20 protein-coding genes and 2 pseudogenes are annotated in these 19786 nt (G+C 61.5%); 11 read left to right on the top strand and 11 right to left on the bottom strand.

From position 1 onward, the window contains the following. Window positions 1-27: 27 nt before the first annotated feature. Entirely contained in the window at window positions 28-1095 is a 1068-nt protein-coding gene (locus tag NMG80_RS30330; RefSeq protein WP_254021527.1) for an SDR family oxidoreductase, read from the top strand. Between the two features lie 145 nt (window positions 1096-1240). Here the strand turns inward: NMG80_RS30330 and NMG80_RS30325 are convergent, their stop codons facing one another. The 3 genes from NMG80_RS30325 to NMG80_RS30315 are packed head-to-tail and all read right to left on the bottom strand — an operon-like array spanning window position 1241 to window position 2873. Next, the gene (locus NMG80_RS30325) at window positions 1241-1546 is read right to left on the bottom strand and encodes a NifU family protein (RefSeq protein WP_254021526.1); all 306 of its coding nucleotides are present in this window, start codon (window positions 1544-1546) and stop codon (window positions 1241-1243) included. Further along, on the bottom strand, window positions 1543-2553 hold the full coding sequence (locus tag NMG80_RS30320; protein WP_254021525.1) for an amidohydrolase family protein: 1011 nt from the start codon (window positions 2551-2553) through the stop codon (window positions 1543-1545). Before NMG80_RS30320 ends, NMG80_RS30325 begins: the two co-directional genes overlap by 4 nt. Next, entirely contained in the window at window positions 2550-2873 is a 324-nt protein-coding gene (locus NMG80_RS30315) for a hypothetical protein (RefSeq protein ID WP_254021524.1), read from the bottom strand. The genes NMG80_RS30320 and NMG80_RS30315 overlap by 4 nt, the downstream gene beginning before the upstream one ends. On the opposite strand from NMG80_RS30315, the gene NMG80_RS30310 reads away from it, so the two are divergent. The 7 genes and pseudogenes from NMG80_RS30310 to NMG80_RS30285 form a co-directional block, all read left to right on the top strand. Next, complete coding sequence (locus tag NMG80_RS30310; RefSeq protein WP_254021523.1) at window positions 2860-3681, top strand: transketolase; 822 nt, start codon at window positions 2860-2862, stop codon at window positions 3679-3681. The two genes, NMG80_RS30315 and NMG80_RS30310, sit on opposite strands and share 14 nt — an antisense overlap. Continuing rightward, window positions 3678-4655, top strand: a complete 978-nt coding sequence (locus NMG80_RS30305) for a transketolase family protein (protein WP_254021522.1) — start codon at window positions 3678-3680, stop codon at window positions 4653-4655. The genes NMG80_RS30310 and NMG80_RS30305 overlap by 4 nt, the downstream gene beginning before the upstream one ends. A 38-nt stretch (window positions 4656-4693) precedes the next feature. Continuing rightward, window positions 4694-5983, top strand: a complete 1290-nt coding sequence (locus NMG80_RS30300; RefSeq protein WP_254021521.1) for an SGNH/GDSL hydrolase family protein — start codon at window positions 4694-4696, stop codon at window positions 5981-5983. 106 nt (window positions 5984-6089) lie between these two features. Continuing rightward, a complete protein-coding gene (locus tag NMG80_RS30295) occupies window positions 6090-6281 on the top strand; it encodes an aldehyde dehydrogenase family protein (protein ID WP_254021520.1) in 192 nt (63 codons plus the stop codon). Beyond that, window positions 6251-6436: pseudogene (locus tag NMG80_RS38045) on the top strand (aldehyde dehydrogenase family protein); the annotation flags it as partial. The gene NMG80_RS30295 and the pseudogene NMG80_RS38045, both read left to right, overlap by 31 nt. Window positions 6437-6448: 12 nt before the next feature. Further along, window positions 6449-7354: a LysR family transcriptional regulator gene (locus NMG80_RS30290; RefSeq protein ID WP_254021519.1), complete on the top strand. Its 906-nt coding sequence runs from the start codon at window positions 6449-6451 to the stop codon at window positions 7352-7354. Window positions 7355-7606: 252 nt separating this feature from the next. Then, window positions 7607-7765: pseudogene (locus NMG80_RS30285) on the top strand (epoxide hydrolase); the annotation flags it as partial. 140 nt (window positions 7766-7905) lie between these two features. Here NMG80_RS30285 and NMG80_RS30280 read toward each other — a convergent pair. The 6 genes from NMG80_RS30280 to NMG80_RS30255 form a co-directional block, all read right to left on the bottom strand. After that, entirely contained in the window at window positions 7906-8643 is a 738-nt protein-coding gene (locus NMG80_RS30280; RefSeq protein ID WP_254021518.1) for an SDR family oxidoreductase, read from the bottom strand. Then, a complete protein-coding gene (locus tag NMG80_RS30275; RefSeq protein ID WP_254021517.1) occupies window positions 8640-9440 on the bottom strand; it encodes an HpcH/HpaI aldolase family protein in 801 nt (266 codons plus the stop codon). Before NMG80_RS30275 ends, NMG80_RS30280 begins: the two co-directional genes overlap by 4 nt. After that, window positions 9437-10408: a phosphoglycerate dehydrogenase gene (locus tag NMG80_RS30270; protein WP_254021516.1), complete on the bottom strand. Its 972-nt coding sequence runs from the start codon at window positions 10406-10408 to the stop codon at window positions 9437-9439. The genes NMG80_RS30275 and NMG80_RS30270 overlap by 4 nt, the downstream gene beginning before the upstream one ends. 16 nt (window positions 10409-10424) lie before the next feature. Further along, window positions 10425-11552: a Gfo/Idh/MocA family protein gene (locus tag NMG80_RS30265; RefSeq protein WP_254021515.1), complete on the bottom strand. Its 1128-nt coding sequence runs from the start codon at window positions 11550-11552 to the stop codon at window positions 10425-10427. 121 nt (window positions 11553-11673) lie between these two features. After that, window positions 11674-12744, bottom strand: coding sequence for a LacI family DNA-binding transcriptional regulator (locus tag NMG80_RS30260; protein WP_254021514.1), 1071 nt, complete (start codon window positions 12742-12744; stop codon window positions 11674-11676). A gap of 123 nt (window positions 12745-12867) precedes the next feature. Further along, a complete protein-coding gene (locus NMG80_RS30255; RefSeq protein WP_254021513.1) occupies window positions 12868-13878 on the bottom strand; it encodes a Gfo/Idh/MocA family protein in 1011 nt (336 codons plus the stop codon). 76 nt (window positions 13879-13954) lie between these two features. Here NMG80_RS30255 and NMG80_RS30250 point away from each other — a divergent pair, with 76 nt between their 5' ends. After that, a complete protein-coding gene (locus tag NMG80_RS30250; protein ID WP_254021512.1) occupies window positions 13955-14851 on the top strand; it encodes a substrate-binding domain-containing protein in 897 nt (298 codons plus the stop codon). 85 nt (window positions 14852-14936) lie between these two features. On the opposite strand, the gene NMG80_RS30245 is transcribed toward NMG80_RS30250, so the two are convergent. Then, the gene (locus NMG80_RS30245) at window positions 14937-15806 is read right to left on the bottom strand and encodes an SMP-30/gluconolactonase/LRE family protein (RefSeq protein ID WP_254021511.1); all 870 of its coding nucleotides are present in this window, start codon (window positions 15804-15806) and stop codon (window positions 14937-14939) included. Window positions 15807-15838: 32 nt separating this feature from the next. Next, entirely contained in the window at window positions 15839-17707 is a 1869-nt protein-coding gene (iolD, locus tag NMG80_RS30240; protein WP_254021510.1) for a 3D-(3,5/4)-trihydroxycyclohexane-1,2-dione acylhydrolase (decyclizing), read from the bottom strand. Window positions 17708-17846: 139 nt separating this feature from the next. Here iolD and NMG80_RS30235 point away from each other — a divergent pair, with 139 nt between their 5' ends. Both NMG80_RS30235 and NMG80_RS30230 read left to right on the top strand, forming a co-directional pair. Further along, on the top strand, window positions 17847-18602 hold the full coding sequence (locus NMG80_RS30235; protein ID WP_254021509.1) for an SDR family NAD(P)-dependent oxidoreductase: 756 nt from the start codon (window positions 17847-17849) through the stop codon (window positions 18600-18602). Window positions 18603-18628: 26 nt separating this feature from the next. Then, entirely contained in the window at window positions 18629-19753 is a 1125-nt protein-coding gene (locus tag NMG80_RS30230; protein WP_254021508.1) for a Gfo/Idh/MocA family protein, read from the top strand. Window positions 19754-19786: the final 33 nt, after the last annotated feature.

The following is a 19786-nucleotide window of genomic DNA, read 5'->3' as shown; positions in this document are numbered from 1 at the left end:
CGTGGACGACAGCATCAGGGAGATCCCATGTACAAGAAACGCGCCTTGATCGTCGGTGTGACCGGCATCGTCGGGCTGAACGTCGCCGAGCATCTTGCCGAGCAGGGGGGCTGGGAGATCAATGGCATCTCCCGGCGGCCGCCGCTCGGCACGAGTTATGTCAACGCGATCACTCTCGATATCCTCGACCGCGAGAAGACACTCCAGAGCCTGGCTCATCTGGAACCGACGCATATCTTCTACTGCACCTGGACCCGGGGCGCCGACGAAGACGAGAACATCCGACTGAACGGCGCCATGCTTGGCAATGTGCTCGAGGCGTTCAGGGGCAAGAGTTGCGTCGAACATGTGGCGGTTGTGACCGGCACCAAGCACTATCTCGGCCCGTTCGAACACTATGCCAAGAGCACGCCGGTGACGCCGTTCCGCGAAGACCAGCCGCGCCTGCCCCACAAGAATTTCTACTATGCGCTGGAGGACATCGTCATGGCGGCGGCGGCAGAGCGCGCCTTCACTTGGAGCGTGCACCGTTCGCATACGATTATCGGCTATGCCCTCGGCAACCTGATGAATATCGGCGCCACGCTGGCGACGCATGCCTCGATCTGCAAGGCAACCGTTCAGCCGTTCTTCTTTCCCGGCCATCCTGCAGCCTATCACGGCCTGAACGACATCACCGATGCGCGCCTGTTGGCCCGGCAGATCGTCTGGGCCTCTACCGAACCGAATGCAGCCAACGAGGCCTACAACGCGGCCAACGGCGATGTCTTCCGCTGGAGCCGGCTGTGGAAGGTCATCGCTGGCTATTTCGGTATCGAGGCCGCGCCTTACCCCGAAAGGCAGGTCAAGCTTGAGGACCAGATGAAGGACTTGGGCCCAGCATGGGACGGGCTGGTCGCCCAACACGGTCTCCAGCCGAACAAGCTTGGCATGCTGGCCTCTCCCTGGCACACCGACCTCGACCTCGGCCGACCGATGGAATGCGTCAACAGCATGGAGAAGAGCCGCCGTTTCGGCTTCCTGGACTATCAGGACACAGACCGTTCGTTCATCGACGTCTTCGATCGCCTGCGGCGCGAACGCGTCATTCCGTGATCTCTTGGATCGGCATCAAGCGGCGCTGGCAGACAGCGCCGCTTTTTTGCGACCGGAGCTGGTGCCAGGGTCTTGTGGGAAGCTTGCCGAGCGGAGTTGTAAGCGGTCGGACCCGCATCAGGTGCGGCGTCGGCCGATGCGGTCGTTACTCGAAGGGGCGGGCGCCCAGCATGTGGGCGATGCGGTCGAGGGTCCGCTCCGATGCATGCATCCGCCGGCACTTTACATCCATGACGCCGGGGACCTCCATCAGGAAGGTGCGGATCGACCCTGCATAGGTCATGGCGATGTTGGGGCATGCCTCGCAGGCACCGGTCAGCTCGACGGTGACGACGCCATTGTCGACATCGACGATTTCGATGTTGCCGCCATGGCCGAGCACCAGCGGGCGGATGCAGGCCAGTGCCCGTTCAAGACCGTCCGCGCTGATCGGTGGGCCACCGGCGGTCATGCGGCGAGCCCGAACTCGGCGCGCTTGCGGTTGAGATCAATACCGAGGCCGTTGGCGAAGTTGATGCCGAAGACCTTTTCCTTGATCGCTCTGGTGAGCTCCGGATAGCCGTATTTGTCCTGCAATTCGTCCGGCATCTCCATCGCCGCCCAGGCATCGATGTAGGGCTGGATGTGGGGCCAGATGAACGCCTCGGAACCGTAGCAGATGCGGTCGCTGCCGACGAAGAGCAGCGCTTCGCCGAGCCTGTGCAGCATCTTGTGGGGCTGCAGGAAGTACTGATTGAACCACAGCGGCAGGATCAGGTAGACGTTTTCGAACCGGCTTGCGATCGAGATGGTTTCGGCGACATAGGGGTCGCCCAGATGGTGAATGCCGAAATTGAGTTCGGGGAAATCGGCCGCCGCATACTGGATGTCGTTTGGCATGAAGGCCTCGACCGGTCCGAGCTCGAGCGGAAAGCCCTTGTGGAACTGAACCATCTTGATGCCGAGCTCGATGGCCTTCTCCCATAGTGGATAGGCGACATCGCGATCGTCGGCGCGCCACTGGCAGCCACGCATCTGGTACTGATAAAACTTCATGCTAACGGCGCCCCATTCCTTTACCTGGCGCTCCATCTCGGCAAGTGCGTAGTCCAGCCCCTGGTAGGCGGGGTCGACGCCTCCCGTCAAAAGGATGCGCGACGGGTTGGATTTGGCCAGTTCGTAGCTCAGTTCGACGGGGCCAAGGCCGGCCTTCCAATGGGCGAAGAGCGGCACCGAACACGCCATGGCTAGATCGGTGTCAGACTTCTCGAAGAGGGCGGCATTCGCCCAGTCGAGGTCCGGTGGTGACTCGAAGCCGGGATTGGCCTCCGGGCCGCGCCGCGCTGTCAGATCGATGAAGCCCTTCAACTGTTCGCGCAGCACGCGCACGCGGCGCCCGTCGCTGCCGGGCTTGATCTGCCTGTCGGTGAAGTCCTGGCAATGGACCGCTGCGTCGAAGACAAACATTCCGTCCTTCATGATTTCCTCCGCTTTGCCGTGGCCGATCGTGCCGCCACAGCAAATTGCAGCGGTAAACGGATCGCCTGATGCTCGTCTCTAGCACGCCAATTGGACTCGGATTTTTCAGCATTTCCGCAGTCAGTTTTCAGAATGAATTGCCAACGGAATGACCGCTGAACGGTTAGAAACCGACAAAAGCCGAAGGTGAGATCGGCGTTCACGTGGAGGACAACAAGCGTGCTCGGGAAGCAGAACAACAGGACAGCAAATAATTCGCCGCTCGCCGGTCGCGCTGAATTCGCGCCCACCGGGGTGGAATTGGCTATGCTGAAGGACAAAGCACTGTTCTCCCGTCTGGAGGCGATCCGGCTGATCGAGATCGCCAAGGTCGGCCATTACACCTCCGCCTTTTCGGCCGCCGAGCTGTTCGCCTCGCTCTACTATGGCGTCATGCGCCTGAAGCCCGGTGAGCCGAACTGGGCCGAGCGCGATCGTTTCATGATGGGCAAGGGCCATGCCGCGGTTGGGCTCTTCCCGATCCTTGCCGATCTTGGCTTCTTTCCGACGGAAGTCCTCGATGGCTACACGCGCCTCGGCAATCCGCTCGGCGACCATCCCGACATGCGCAAGGTGCCCGGCATTGATTTCAGTTCCGGTTCCATCGGCCATGCGCTGTCGGCCGGCTGCGGCATGGCGCTGGCCGGCCGCATCCTCGGCAAGGACTTCCATACTTTCGTGATGATCGGCGACGGCGAGCTGCAGGAAGGCCAGGTCTGGGAAGCGGCGCTGTTCGGAGCCCACAACCGGCTGAACCGCCTGATTGGCATCATCGACCGCAATGGCTACCAGCTCGACGGCGCCGTCGACGATATCATCACCGTCGAGCCGATCGTCGACAAATGGCGGAGCTTCGGCTGGGAAACCCACGTCGTCGACGGCCATGACATCGGAGCGGTAACGACGCTGCTGCGCTCTCTCAAGGCCGACACGGCGCGCGACCGCCCGGTCATGGTCGTGGCCGAGACGGTGAAGGGCAGGGGCGTCTCCTACATGGAGGCCGAACCGGGCTGGCATCTCGGCTATCTCGATCCGGTCGATGCCAAACGGGCGATCGCCGAGATCAAGGCAATGGAGATAAGGGGATGAACCGGCCGCTATCCGAAAAGTCCTGGCAGTATCGCCAGTTGAATGCCCAGACGCCGGGCCTCGACGCCTTATCCGACGCGCTGCTCGAGCTGGTCCAGGCTGGCGAGCCGGTGGTCGCCGGAACCGCCGATCTGCAATATTCGAACGGTCTGGCAAAATTCGCGCGGGAATGCCCGGAGCGCTTCGTCCAGTTTGGAATTTCCGAGCAGAACATGGTGTCGGCGGCGGCCGGAATGGCCGCGGTAGGGCTCAAGCCCTATGTCGCGACATTCGCTTCTTTTCTGGCACTGCTGTGCTGCGAACAGATTCGCATGGACGTTGCCTACTCCGCCCTGCCGGTGCGGCTGATCGGCCACCACGCCGGCATCTCGCTCGGCTTCTACGGCACCTCGCATCATGCCACCGAAGACCTCGCCATCGCCCGCTCTATAGCCGGTCTGACCGTGGTGGCGCCAGCCGATGGCGCCCAGCTTGCCTCGGTGATCGCAGCATCAGCCGACTATGCAGAGCCGATCTATATCCGTACCCAGCGTGGGCGCGACCCGGTGGTCTATCAGGCTGGCAAACCTTTCGTCTTCGGCAAGGCAATCAAGCATCTCGGCGGCAAGGACCTGGTCATAATCGCATGCGGCTCGACGGTGCATCCGGCGCTTCAGGCGGCCAAAGCCCTGAACGCCAAAGGTCACAGCGTCGGCCTGCTCGATATGGCGACGGTCAAGCCGATCGACAGTGACGCCATTCTCGAGGCGGCCACGAACGCCAGGATGGTGCTTACAGTGGAAGAACACAATGTTCTGGGTGGTCTCGGCGGCGCTGTCGCCGAGGTGATCGCCGGCGAAGGATTGCCGGTGAAGCTGCGCCGCCACGGCATCCATGACGAATACAGCCTGATCGCGCCGCCAACCCATCTCTATGCGCATTACAAGCTGGACAGCGCCGGTATCGAAGAGATCGCGGCGGGTTTGCTCGCTTAGGACCAGCGCTGCAACGAATTGAACCTTGGGAGAGCAACGTGGAACGGATCGACCGCATGTGCGAATGCGTCTGCCGTGGCGCCAGGATAGGCGTGGCGCTGACGACAATAATAGGAGCTGGCGTCGCCCTTGCCACACCGTCGCGTGCTGCCGACAGCATGACTTGGATCGGGACTTGGGCCGCCAGCCCTCAGCCGGTCTGGGACGGTGATTTTCCTCTGCCCACTCTGCTGCCGTTCAACCTGTGGAACCAGACGGTGCGCCAGGTCGTGCGTCTCAGCCTGGGGGGCAATCGGCTGCGCATTGTCATCTCCAACGAGTATGGCACGGAACCCCTGATCATCAACGCAGCGCATATCGCGCTGGCCGGTCAAGGCTCTGCAATTCGGGACGGCAGCGATCGCGTATTGACCTTCAGCGGATCGGAAACGGCGGTTGTCCCGCCGGGTGCGCCGATGATCAGCGATCCGGTTGACATTGACGTGCCTGCGCGCGGCGACGTGTCCGTCTCGCTGTTTGTGGCCAGTCCGACGCCGCTGTCGACATTTCATTGGGATGCGGAGCAGGCCGGCTATATCGGCGCGGGAAACCAGGTGGCGGCTGCGGCGATCAAGGACCCCAGCGAGATCACCACACGGATCTTCCTCACTGACGTTCTGGTAGAGGCGCCGCAGGGTGCGCGGACAGTTGTCGCGCTCGGGGATTCCATCACCGATGGCGCCGCTTCGGGTCTCAACCTGAATGTCAGGTGGCCCGACTTTCTGGCCGAACGGCTTGCCGGGGACAACGTCGCCGTGCTCAACGCAGGTATTTCCGGCGCCCGATTGCTGCGGAGCAGGATGGGCGAAAACGCGCTTGCGCGCTTCGGCCGCGACGTCCTCAGCCAGCCCAACATTAGGGCGGTGGTCGTGCTGATCGGCATCAACGATATCGCTTGGCCTGGACAAAGCTTCGCACCAAGGGACCCATTTCCAACCCTTGACGACATTGTCACCGGTTTTCGACAGCTGATCGCCCAGGCCCATACGCGCAATATCCGGATCGTCGTCGGCACATTGACACCGTTCGAGAACGCACTCGCAGGCAGCCCGCTCGAGGGGTACTACAACCGACAGCGCGACGAGCTTCGGCAGAAGGTCAATGCATGGATCCGCACCAGCGGCGAATTCGATGCCGTCGTTGATCTCGATGCGATCATCCGGGATCCTGCAAATCCGCTGCATATGAAAGCTGAATACGATTCCGGCGATCATCTGCATGCCGGTGCCGGCGGCACCAAGGCCATTGCGGATGCGATGACGCTCGACGTGCTGTTCGGCAACCAGTGATCAACGACCATGCGTTCAACCTCACTGCCATGATCTCCCGCGTATGGAATTGGTGCGTCGCGAAACCCGTGGATTTCGAAATGACTTCCAAGACAGGTCCCATTTCATGCGCCAGGCCAATCTCATCAATGGCGAGTGGGTGCAGGCCGACAGCGGCCAGACGGTCGACGTCAACAATCTGGCCACCGGCCTCAAGATCGGCACCGTCTCGAAGTCGGGCAAGGTCGAAGCGCGACGCGCCATCGAAGCCGCCGACGCCGCTTTCCAGGCCGCGCCTTCCGGGTCATGGAGGGGCTGAAATCCGGCATGGTCGGGCGTCAATGAAGGCCTCATCGCTACGCCTGAGGCACCGTTCGGCGGCGTCAAGGAATCGGGCCACGACAAGAGAGACATCAGGGTATCGAGGATTATCTCGATACCAGATATGTCTGCATCGGCGGCCTCGCCCTCTAGAGGAAATGTAGGATGCCAAGACCGGAGGTCAACCGATCGGGTGAAATGGAAGTCTTTGTAAGCGTCGTTGACCTGGGGGGCCTTTCGCCAGCCGCGCGTGCCCACCGAGTGACCCCCTCGGGTGTCAGTAAATTGATCTCGCGGCTGGAAGCACGTATAGGCGCTCGGCTACTCAATCGCTCCACCCGAACGCTCCATCTTACGCCGGAAGGACGCATTTTTTACGAACGCTGTGTCGGGATCTTGTCCGATATCGGCGAGGCCGAAAGCTGCGCCACGGCCAGCGAAGCACCGTCGGGCCGCTTGTCTGTTAGTGCCACCAGACCAATAGGCACGCATATTCTTCTGCCACTCGTTTCCGAATTCCTTTCCCGGAATCCGAAGGTCACGCTCGACATTTATCTCGTCGACGCTATTGGCGACATCCGGAGAGAACGAACAGACGTGATCGTGACGAGCGGTCCGCTGAGAAACTCTCACACTGTTGCTCGCAAGCTTGGTGAGACTGGCATGATTATCGTTGGTTCTCCTTCATATCTTGAAACCTTCGGCACGCCGAAAACGCCCGAAGATCTGGAACGTCACAATCGCCTCGGCCTTGCCCATATTCGGCCGATCGAGGGGTGGCCTCTCATGAAAGGCACCGAGCAAATGTGCGTTCCGCTGGTTGGAAATACTCGTATTGGCGACGGGGAATCCCTGCGAGAACTCGTCATAAGTGGCCTAGGCCTCGCCCGACTGGCTCGCTTTCAAGTGAAGAAGGATATTGAGGCTGGTCGGCTGGTGCCAGTCCTCGAGGAAATTAATGCTGGAGATCGCGAAGAGATCCACGCCGTTTACGCAGGTGAAGGTGGACATCTCCCCGTGCGTGTACGTGCATTTCTGGACTTTCTGAGTAAGAAAGTCTCGATTTCTTGATCGCTGCTTTCGCCCTTTCGTCTCCTGGAGCGTTGGTAAGCGACGAACGAAGTGCAGTAGACCAGCTCAGCGCCGCCGCAACTTACCATCGGGCGGGATGGTGCCGCACAAGCCGGAATGGTTTCTCAACCGCTGGGTCAGCAGGCGATTCAAAAAAGGACGAGTGCTCCAGCATGATCAGAGTTGCCTGTCGGGTATCGAAGGGGCTCATTGTGCGTCCGAACGAGACCAGCCTCCCGTAAAATGCCGTCTTCCTACAAGACCCCGACGGAGGGCTGGTCCAAGAAGGCATTCTCCAACCTCATCTACTATCACAAGGGGGAGGCGGGCGGTCACTTCGCGGCCTGGGAGTATCCGGAAACCTTCGCGGAGGAACTGCGCGCGGCGTTTGCTTCGCTCCGCGATCTCTAATTTTAGGCGTTGGCCACTTACGTTGCTGGTCGCGGCGTTTGCGTCGCGACCGGCCGCGGCCCGCCAGTTCGTGCCAGTTCAGGCGTTTCCAATCTGGCGACCCCTCGCGCATATCCGCGCAAAATTGACCAAGGGCCATGTCATGTAACTGTTCGCCCGCCATTGACCGCGAATTTCTGTCCTGTGATGAAATCGGCCTTGGGCGAAGCAAGGAATACAACCATATCGGCAATGTCGCGCGGCTTGCCGAAGTATCCAAGTGGAGTCCTTGCCAGGTACCAGTCGCGCTTGTCCTGAGGCACATCGGCGTGGCGTTCGACCGGAATCCAGCCCGGTGCCACCAGATTGACCGTGATGCCCTCCGGCGCCAACTCCTTGGCCCAGGATCGTGTCATCGACAGCATGGCGCCCTTTGCCGAGGCGTAGTTGCCGAAATACGGATTGCCGAGTTCCGCGATCTCGGAGCCGATATTGATGACCCTGCCGGACTTGCGGGCACGCCAATCAGGAAGCAGCGCCTGCAGGAGTTCCAGCGGCGCTTTGACGAAGAATTCGAGTTGATCGAGATAGCTTCGCCAGGATTGTACCATTAATGGCATTTCGGGCTGCGGACCGGTGGCGTTGTTGACGATCAGATCGACGGGGCCAAGGTTTCGCGCGATCGCCTCGACACCTGCGGCAAGCTGATCCTGTTCGACAACGCTGAACCTGGCGGCGAAAGCGCGTCCACCCGCCTTGGTGATCTCACCGACCACGCGGTCGGCGCCGTCGCTGTCATGGGCGTAGTTCACCGCGACCCTCCAGCCATCCTCCGCGAGCCGCCTGGCGATCTCGGCGCCAAGGCCGCGCGAAGCTCCGGTTACCAACGCTGTTTTCATGATGCTGCCCTGCCTGCTGTTTCCCGCCCATGCGAGGCGGCGTCAAAAGATGTGCGCAGGGCCTGGGCGCCCTGCATGAGAAATGTCTGATCGCTCGACAGCAGGAAGAAGCTGGCGCCCCGCTCAATCCAGACTGAGACGTCGGCGAGGTTGGAGACGAACATGCCGACCCGCCGGCCTGCTTCGCTCGCGCGCCGGCAGATCTCGGTGACGGCCTCGATAACTGCGAGGTCGTCCGGCGTTTGGCCGCCCATCGAGATGGTAAGGTCGATGCGGCCGACAAACACGCAGTCGAGGCGATCGACGCGGACGATATCGGCCAGATCGTTCAGCGCTTCCCGATCCTCGATCTGCGCGATAATCGCTGTGTCGTCGATGGCTCGCCGCCGATATGCCGCCATCGGGCTGCGCGTGAAGCCAGCAGCGCGGGTCGAGCCGGCATAGCCGCGTCCGCCTGGTCCGAACAGGCAGTGGCGAACCAGCGCTTCGGCCTCGGTGCCGGAACGGATGTGGGGAGCGACCACGCCGCTCGCGCCGAGATCCAGCGCGTTGAGAATGTGTTCGGCCGAGGACGAAGCCGGACGAACCAGAACCGGCATGTCCTGGACTCTCGACGCGAAGATGGCACCATCGAGGTCCTCGCGGTCAAAGGGAGCGTGCTCGGCGTCGAGGCACAGCACATCGAGCGCTGCGCCGGCCAGAACCTCGGCTACGATACGGCTCGGCGTCTTGATCCAGGTGCCGACGAGCGGCTGGCCCGACAGCAATCTGCCACGGAATCCGAGTGCCGTGCTCATACCGGAATCCGCAACGTCTGCCGGTTGACTACCGTTTCCGGCATGCTCCCGGCCAGAACATCAAGGATGGATTGTGTCGCCGAGGCTGTCATCCTGGCGACGGATTCGCGGCTGATGCCACCCATGTGGGCTGCGCAGACGAGATTTGGTACACCGTCGAACGCTTGGGGATCGGGAGGCTCTGCCTCAAACACGTCCAACGCAGCACCGGCGATCTGGCCGGACTTCAACGCCACAAACAATGCCTCTTGGTCGACCACCGGTCCGCGCGCCGTGTTGATGATGAGGGCCGATGGTTTCATCGTGGCGATCGCAGCGGCGTCGATGAGGTGGCGGGTCTCGTCGAGCAAGGGAACGTGCAGGCTGATGATGTCACAACGGGCATAGAGATCGGTCAGGCTCGCAAGTTTCGTCGCGCCCGGAAAATCATCGACCAACTGGTCGAAGTAGCAGATCGAGACGCCGAACCCGGCAAGCCTGCGCGCGACAGCGCGTCCGATCGTGCCGGCGCCGATGAGGCCGACGGTCTTGCCGGGCAGTTCGGAGGGCGTAAACGGGCCGACCCGTTCCCATCTGCCGGCCTTTACCGAGGCATCCTGCTGCGGAACCTTGCGGACCAAGGCAAGGATCAGAGCTAGCGTATGGTCGGCCACCGTTTCGGCATTCATGCCGGGGGTGATCGAAATGGCGACGCCATGTGCGTCGGCTGCCGCGCGATCGATGGAATCGAAGCCGACGCCGACGCGCGCGATGATCCTGAGCGAGGGCAGGGCGCCTAGAACCTCGGCGGTGAACGGATCGGTGCTGACAATTGCTCCTGTGCAGCCATCGGCGAGGCGAACCACGTCCTCTTCCGTGCGCGCACGGAGTTTTGGGGCGAGCACCAGTTCGTGACCTGCCTCGACCAGGCGACGCCCGGTCTGTTCATCTTCCGGATCATAGCCCGGCCAGCTGACGAATATTTTCATGACGCGCTCCCAAAGGTCAGAGCGACCTGTAACTGATGTCGATTTTCTGCCCGGTCTGTGCCGCCCGGACAGCGGCGTCGATGATTTCCGAGCAATAGTAACCGTCCCTGAAGCTGGCCCCGATCGGTTCCACATCGTGGAGACCGGCGATCGCGCCGAGAATATGGACCGCCTCGTGGCTGAACGTGTCGACCCAGCCCAGGGGATGGCCAGGCGGGAACCAGTTCGCACGGAATGGATCATCCTCGCGCAAAACAGGGATGGTGCGGAAGGCGTGATTGCGCCCGGCAACCTTGAGTTCGTTCAGAGTCCGCAGGGAGAACGCGATGGAACCCTTCGACCCGTCGACCTCGATGCGGCTGGTCACCAGGTGGCCGCCGGCGACACGTGAAGCCTCGACAACGCCAAGAGCGCCGTTGTCGAAGTCGAGAAGTGCGGCGAACTGGTCGTCAGTCTCGATTGCGGCGCCATCGGCGGCGGTCGGGACTTTGACCCGGGTCATCGCCTGGACGGTGCGTGGATCGCTGGCAAGCAGAAAGCGCGACAGATCGAGGTGGTGGGCCGCAAGGTCGCCGAGCGCACCTGCGCCGGCGGCGTCCTTGTCGTCGCGCCAGCTTTTGCGCCGGCCGTCCCCCAGCGAAGAGGAAACGAGGAACTGCGAGCGATAGTGGTAGACGTCGCCGATCTCGCCCGACTGGATGATCTGCCGTGCCAGTTGCAGGGCCGGAAAGAACCGGTAGTTGAAGGCACACATGTGCCTGACGCCGGCTTGTGCCGCTGCTTGCCACATGTCGAAAGCGGTGGCGGCCGTCGGGCCAAGGGGCTTTTCGCAGAAGACGTGCTTGCCGGCTTTGACCGCGGCGATCGTCGGCTCCACATGCAGCGCGTTAGGCCCTGAATTATCAATAAGCTGGACGGCCGGATCGGCGATCAGCTGCTTCCAGTCGGTTACGCCGCGTTCCCAGCCGAGCCGGCGGCGAGCTTCCTCGAGCCTGTCGCCGTTCCTGCCGTAAAGCGCCACGAGGCGTGGGCGGGGAACGCCATTGGCGGCAATTGCTGTGACATCGCGGTAGCCAAGCGAGTGAGCCTTGCCCATGAAGGCATAGCCGATCATCCCGACGCCAATCTCGTTCGATCCAGGCATTTCCGCACCCATGAAGCTTCGTTGTGGTGACCGCGCCAGGCGTCGATCATCTGGCATATCTACAATATGAATAGCTATGCAATGTCAATCCAGAAATCGGCTTCTGGCAAGGAAGCTTCGGCTAGCGGAGCGTGGATTTCCGATCTTTGAGGATGCCCGGCACAAGCTTCAGCCTGCCGGCGCTGGTCGCGCCTTCCTGCCAGCGCTGCTTGAGCAGTCCGATTGCGGCGTCGACCATTTCTCCGGCGTTTTGCTGGATGGTGGTCAATCCGTAGGATGGCCAGGCCGAGAAGGAGGCGTCGTCGAAACCAGCGATCATGATGTCTTCCGGAATGCGCAATCCAAATTCGAATCGGGCACATTCCATGACGCCGATTGCGGTGAGGTCGTTGGCGCAAAACACGGCGTCTGGCCGGTTGGCACCTGCAAACATTTCCTTGGCCGCGGCGTAACCGCCCTCATAGTGGAAGTCTCCCTGGATGATTTCCACCTCGTCGATGCCCAGTTCGCGCAGGCGTCCGACAAAGCCGGCCTGACGATCGGTATTGGCGAGCGTTTCCTTGCCTGCGATGTAGGCGAAACGGCTGCCGCCTTTCTGGAAGAGCAGATTGGCAATCTGGCGGCCACCCTCGACATTGTCGCAGCAGACGGCCGAAACCCATTTGTTCTGCTGTCGACCGTTGAACAGAACGACGGGAATGCGCATGTGCGCGCATTCGTCGGCGGCCTCTTTGGACAGGATGGACAGCGCCGAAATGATGCCGTCCACGCGGTAGCGCATGATGAGCGGAATGGCATCGTCGAAATACTCGTTGTGGTCGACGAAGAAAACCAGAACCTGGTAGCCCTGAGACTGGAACTGCCGGGTGAACAGTTCAAAAATCTGGGCATAGTAGGGATTGTACATGCCGCCGATGACGATGGCGATCAGTTGTGATCGATGGGTGACGAGAATGCGCGGCAGGATGCTCGGCTGATAACCAAGTTCGCGGGCTGCAGCTATCACCTTTTCCCGCGTCTTCTTGCTTACGCTGGCGCCCGTCGTAAAGGCGCGTGAGACCGCTGACTGGGATACGCCGGCAAGGCGTGCGACATCGATCGAGGACGGCTGCAATTTCGCGCGTCCCTCGCTTTCGAGCAGGGGCTCGCCCCCAGCTCGCTTTTTGTTCTCGTCGACGCCGTCTCCGCGCACCGTTGCCTCCGGGAATCGCGCTGCGTTGCAATGCATGGCGACGTTAGCCGCATCGGGGATCGGGGACAATGATCCCGGCGCCGATTGCACCGCAAGGTCGCCGGCCCTCGGCAACTGGCGAATTCAGGAGCTGCCGGCCGCCGACAGACCTTCCGAAACGGGCAGTCGGCCGGCCGCCGCGTTGACGCGCTCGACGAGATCGAATGCATTCAGTCCATCGAGGATCGTCGAGATCGGCGCCGCGCGACCAGCAAGAAGGCTGGCGAGATGATCTATTTCAGCCTGATAGGCGGCTTGGTATCGGTCGGGAAAGTGCTCATGGCGACGCGGCAGGCGAGTGGCTTCGGCGCCATCGAAGACCACGGGGCTTATCATGGGGTCGCCGCAGATCAGCCGGCCTTCGGAGCCGAACACTTCAAGCCGCTGCTCGAAGCCATGGGCGGCACGGCGTGTAGCGGTGATCTGGGCAACAGGGCCGTCTTCCCACTCAAGCTGGGCGGCAACGCTGTCATGGTCGTCCACCTCATCCGGGCTTTTGTCGGCGTTGCGGGCGAGGGCTGCATGCACGCGCTCCGGCGGTCGTCCCACCAGCCATAGCAACTCGTCAAGGTCGTGTATGATCATGTCCGCCACAATGCCACCCTGATGGGCGATCACGTCACGATCGGGCAAGCGGGGATCGCGGCTGATTTGCAGCAGGTGTTCGATGCTGCCGACCAAGCCCTTGACGATCTTGTCTTTGACCTCTCGACGGTAGGGATCGAATCTGCGGTGAAAGCCGAGAATGACCGGAATGTCAGCGGCCTTGACCGCCTCCACCGCCTCGACGATCGGTTGTCTGGTCAGCGCAACCGGCTTCTCGCACAACGAAGGCAGGCCAAAGCGCAGCGCTTGCATCAGATATTCGACATGGGTCGCCGTCGGCGACGCGATGACCAAGCCCTCAGGCCGAACCCGTTCGACTGCCGTCGCCAGCGAGGGAAAGCAGGGCACCCCGATGGATTGCGGCAGATCGCCCGCTTCGAACCCGTTGACGAAGCCGGTGAGCTCGAGCGCCGGATTGCGGCGAACCGAGAGCGCGTGGACCGCCGCTATTCTGCCCGTGCCGATGATGACGATACCGCGCCTGCGCATATATACACTTTTTGTTTGAAATGGCTTCCACGACGATATAGCACTAGCAGGCGTGAATAGCTATGCAAGGATGAGCATGCGACCGAAGCGCCTGAAATTTTACGCTGTCACCCATGACATTTTGGGCGATGTTTTCTGGGAGGTGTTCCGCAACGGCCTGATGGATGCGGCGCAACGCTACGACGTCGACGTCGAGCATCTGCGGCCGGGCAAGTTCTCGCCGGAGGTCCAGGCAGGGCTGATCGAAGGGGCGACTTTTGCGCTGCCGGACGGCATCATTTCGACGATCCCCGAGATCGCCGCCGTCGATGCACCGCTGCGCAATGCGATCGCCCGCGGGATCCCGGTCATCGCCATCAACGCCAAGGATCCCAGGCCGAAAGGTGAGCGTATTCCCTATCTGTTCTACATCGGTGGTGACGACACCAATGCCGGGCGGATCGCCGGCGACTACCTGATCAATGAGACGTCGCCGCGGGCCGGCATGTGCGTCGATCACTATCTCTACGAACATATCTGCCATTCCGATCGCTATCGCGGCTTCGACCAGGCTTTCTTTGCGAAAGGATTGCCGGTGGACCGCCTTCGCGTGCCGGGGGGCGACGCCGAGGCCTGTGCGCAGGCAGTCGCCACCTATCTCATGGAAAACGAAAGCGTTAACGCGGTGGTGACGCTTGGCCCTCCGGGCGCCCAGGCGGTTCTCGACGCGCGCAAGCTTTTGCCGCCGCAGCGGAAATGGTCGCACATTACGTTCGACGTTGCCCAACTCCAGATCGATGGCATCAGGTCCGGTGAGATCGTGGCGACGATCGACAGCCAACAATATCTGCAAGGCTATCTGTCGGTCCAGCAAATGTGGATGCATGTGGCGCAAGGGTTTACCATGGCCGATGACATTTACACGGGTCCGGCTGTCGTCGATGCCCGCAACATCGATGCTGCCGAAGCAGGGGTCAGACGCGGGATCCGCTGAAGCGCCGCGCTGTCATTCGAGCGCACTCGGCGCACGATGCTTCGCTCCGGCGAGTCCACTGACCGACAAAAGTGGTCTGCGCCTTTCAGAGCCTGCAGACAGGCTCCCGCCGACCGCTGACATCCGTCTTGAAGATGAACAGGTTGCCAGCTTCGGTTTGGATTCGTCGTTGGTCATCGTCCAGCAGCCGCTTGGCGGTAGTCACGACAAGATAGTCCAACTCTGGGCCGGCAAAGGCGCAGGACGTCACCTGGCTGACTGGCAGGGGAACTTCGCCGACGATCTTGGCGAACTGGTCGTAGACCACCACCCGGCCCCCGCCGAACTTGGCATTCCATATCGTCCCGTCCTGGGCGAGGGCCGCTCCGTCGGGAATGGATGGCAGCGCATGATCGTCGACAAAAATCTGACGGTCTGACAGCGTGCCCTCATCCAGTTTGACCTGAAAGCGCCAGATCGTCTTCAGATGGCTGTCGGAAAACAACAGTTGTTTGTCGGGAAGGAAGACCAGCGCATTGGGGACATGGATCCCCGACAGCACCTGGCGGACAAGGCCGCCGGCAGAGATTCGATACAGCGCGCCTTCCGGCTGGCGCCCCAGCGTCGAGATCGAGCCGATCCAGAAATTGCCGGCATCATCGGTCTTGCCTTCGTTCAGGCGGTTCGATGGGATGCCGGGCTCGGGGTGGAGCAAAAAGCGGTACTGCCCCGTTTGAGGGCTAAACCGGAACAGACCGGTCTGGGCGGCGACGATCAGGTCATCGTCTCCCAAAAGTCCGAGTCCGCCACCAAGCGCGGGCAGGGGCCATGTCCTCATCACGCCGCTGGCCCAGTCGCGTTCGAACAAGGTGCAGCGGATGATGTCCACCCAGTAAAGACGACTGTGGCGATGGTCCCACAATGGACACTCGCCAAGCTCCATCTGCACCGCTGGCATGTCGACGAGCGCCGTCATGCCCACACGCCTTCTGTGTTCTGTTAACACGATCACACCATTGCTTTTTGCCTTGCCCGGCCGGTTTCGTATCGGCGTCGCGCCGCTCTGACCCGTTCGAGCTCGGAGACTTCGGCCACACCGACTTCCCACCAGAGGTCCGCGCCCGGTGAGCCGCCGCGCTTTTCGGCCTGGGCGATGATGACGCTCGGTCCGTCGAGTGTCTTTGCCTTGTCGAGCGCCTCGGCCAGTTCCTGGGGGTTCGAAGCCGCGAAGGTCACGCAGCCCATCGAGCGGGCATTGGCCTCATAGTCGACATCGACATAGTCGCCATCCGGCTGCCTGCTGGCAGCGGTGCGGCGGCGGAACTCGTTGCCAAAATTGTCGGTACCCGTCGAATGCGCTTGCAAGGCGCGAATGCACTGGAAGCCGCCATTCTCGATGACGATCGTTATCATCCTGGCTCCCTCCTGTGCCGCCGTGACCAGTTCAGTCGGCGCCATCAGGTAGGTGCCGTCGCCGATGACAACAAAGACATTGCCCTGGTTGTATCGGGCAATTGCCACGCCCAGGCCGGCTGGTATTTCGTGCCCCATGCAGGAAAAGCCGAACTCAATGAAGCACTCGCTTCCAGCTGAATTGTCCCAGGCTTTCATGATTTCCCCCGGCGATGTACCGGCAGCGGCAATGACGACGTCACCCTTGGCCGCCGCCGCATTCACCGATGCGATGATGGTGCCCTGTTTCATCGGCGCACCTTGCTCGTGGGTGATGGAGCCGTGATAGGTCGCCCACCAGCCTGAGATCGCGTCAGCCACTTCGGCGCGATAGGCGTCGGCAGTGGCGTAGTTGCCGAGCGCATCGCTAAGCGCCAGCAGGGCGAGCTTGGCGTCGGCAACCACCGGAGCAGCACCGAGCTTATGTGCGTCTTGCGCATTGACATTGATCGCCACGAACCGCGTGTCATCGTTGAAATGAGAGCGCGAAGCCGTGGCAAAGTCGGTGAGCCTCGTGCCGATGGCGATGACCACGTCAGCCTTCTCGCCGATCCGGGCAGCAGCAGCGGTGCCGGTCGTGCCGCCGCCGCCGAGCAGCAGGCTGGCATTCTGCGACACGCCCTTGCCGGCAAAGGTTTCCATCACAGGGATGCCGAAGCGGTTGCAAAAAGCGACAAGTTCGGACTGCGCCGCGGCATAGCGGACACCCCCACCGGCAATGATCAGTGGACGCCTTGCTGTGGCGATCAATTCAGCAGCGCTTGCAATCTCGTCGTCGTTCGGACGCATGCGACGGATCTGCCAGCGACGCTTTTCGAAGAAACGGGCCGGAAAGGGGAAGGCCTCGCCCTGCACGTCCTGCGGCAACGAAATGGTCACTGCGCCGGTTTCTGCGGGATCGACCAGCACGCGCATCGCTTCGGGCAATGCGGTCAGGAGCTGCTCCGGCCGCGAGATGCGGTCAAAGAAGCGAGATAGCGGCCGGAACGAATCGTTCACCGACAGGTCGGCCTCGATCGGATGTTCAAGCTGCTGCAGCACATTGCCTGGCCGCCGATGGGCAAAGATATCGGAGGGCAGCAACAGCACTGGAACGCGATTGATCGTCGCCGTCGCTGCACCGGTCAGCATGTTGGTCGAGCCGGGTCCGATGGAGGCCGTGCAGGCCAGGGTGGCGCGCCTGTTCATGGCCTTGGCGAAACCCATGGCGGCATGCACCATCGATTGCTCGTTCTTGGCCTGGTAGAAGGGTAGACCTTCGCCATATTCGTCGAGCGCCTCACCCATGCCGGCGACATTGCCGTGGCCGAAGATGCCGAACATGCCGCCAATCAAGCGTTCCTCCACATCGTCGTAAACGGAGAACTGCGATTTCAGGTAGAGCACCACCGCCTGTGCTGCGGTGAGCGATCTGGCGTTCGTCATGTTCCTATTCCTCATATTGACTAGCTATGCAATTTAGGCTTCATACTCCACCCAAGCGTCGAGTTCAACTAGGGCAGGGAAGCCTTCCGGACGAAATCGAACCGATGACCAAATGGGCAAAACGGGGAATTGAAAACCTATGCAAGGCGACGGGCTGAAGCGATTCGAAGGCAAGATTGTCCTGGTAACCGGTGCCTCTACCGGCATTGGTCTCGCCACCATGAGGCGCATCCGCGACGAGGGGGGGAAAGTTGCGGCAGCTCATCGGCGAAGCAACAAGGACATCGACCTCGATGGGGCATACTCGGTACGGCTGGACGTCACATCCGCCGACGAGTGGGAGCAGGCAGTGCGTTCCGTCGTCGACCAGTTCGGAAGGCTCGACGTGCTGATAAACAATGCCGGCGTGCGGGCGAGTGGCGGGGTCGAAGAAACCAGTCTTGATCTCTGGAACGGGATGTTGCGTACCAACCTGACAAGTGTCTTCCTTGGCTGTCGCGCGGCGGTGCCGCATCTTCGTGCCGCCGGCGGTGGAGCGATCGTCAACGTCGGCTCGATCACCGGCATCCGCGGCACCGAGAATATGGTGGCCTACAGTGCCTCCAAGAGCGGCATCACCACGCTTACCGCGTCGCTCGCGCTCGATCTCGCCAAAGACAGGATTCGCGTCAATGCCTGCTGCCCGGCGGCAATCAGCACGCGCATGGTGTCGAACTGGCTCGAGGCAGCGCCAGATCCGGAAGCGGCGACCGAGGTGGTCGTTGCCAAGCATCCCATCGGGCGCATCGGGCGCCCGCAAGAGGTTGCAAGCGTCATCGCCTTTCTGGCCAGCGATGACGCCAGTTTCATGACCGGCCTGTCCATACCGGTCGATGGCGGCCGGTCGATCAGATAGCAGCATACGGTTTGGGAGAGCATCACGTGCAACGTTTGAGGTTCGGTATCGTCGGTTCGGGCTATATGGCCAAGACCCACAGCCTGGCACTGCGCAATATCGAAGGATTCCTGTGGCCGAAGATGCCGCGCATCGAGATGGTTCGGCTTGCCGACATCGATCTGGACCTGGCCGAAGACAGCGCCCGGCGTTGGGGATGGCGCGAGGCGACCACCGACTGGAAGGCTGTGACACGCGGCGACGACATCGATGTCGTAGTCATTATCACGCCCAATGACAGCCACGAGGAGATTGCGCTCGACGCCTTTGCCAATGGCAAGCACGTCTTCTGCGAAAAGCCGTTGGCCAACACTGCGGCTGCCGCCCACCGCATGGCCGAGGCTGCCGGACGCTCCGGAAAGGTCAACATCGTCAACTTCGTCTACCGCTGCTGGCCGGCTGTGCAGTTCGCTCGCAAGCTGATCGAAGACGGCGAACTGGGTGAATTGCGTCACTTCGAAGGACATTTCTTCCAGGACTACGCCAATGACGCCGGCCTGCCTCATGCCTGGCGCTTCGACAAGGAAAGGGCCGGCGCTGGCGCCGGCGGCGATCTTGGATCGCATATCAGCGACATCGCAGTTTTCCTGCTCGGGCCGATCGGTCGCGTCGCAGCCAACACCCGCACTTATTTTTCCGAACGCGCGACGGCCACCGGTGCGGCAAACGTCACCGTCGACGACATGACGACGACGCTGGTGGAGTTCCGCTCCGGAGCGACCGGCTCGGTCCATTCCTCATGGGCGGCCACCGGACACAAGAGCGATCTCGCCTTCACGATCATCGGCTCGAAGGGATCGCTTTCGTTCAGCTGGGAGCGCAACAACGAGATCCATCTCTACACAGAAGCGCAACGCAAAGATCGCAGCGGTTTCCGCCGTATCATGATCGGAGGCATCCATCCAGAAGCGGAGCCGTTCTGGTATGCGCAAGGGCAAGGTCTGGGTTATGGCGAAGCATTCGTGATCACGGCCCGGCGCCTCATTGAGGCGATCCAGAAGAACGACACTACAGCTTCGCCCAACTTTGCTGAAGCAGCTCATATAAACGCGGTTATAGAAGCGACTGTCAAAGCCGCTGCAACGCGCAATTGGCAGGAGGTCGAAGGCTGATCGCCATTGTCTCCGGTGGCGTGTTTGCGCGTC

Source organism: Mesorhizobium escarrei (assembly GCF_935825525.1).
Lineage (GTDB): Bacteria > Pseudomonadota > Alphaproteobacteria > Rhizobiales > Rhizobiaceae > Mesorhizobium > Mesorhizobium escarrei.
The sequence above is the reverse complement of the archived record's forward strand: the minus strand, read 5'-3'. Positions and strand labels throughout refer to the sequence as shown.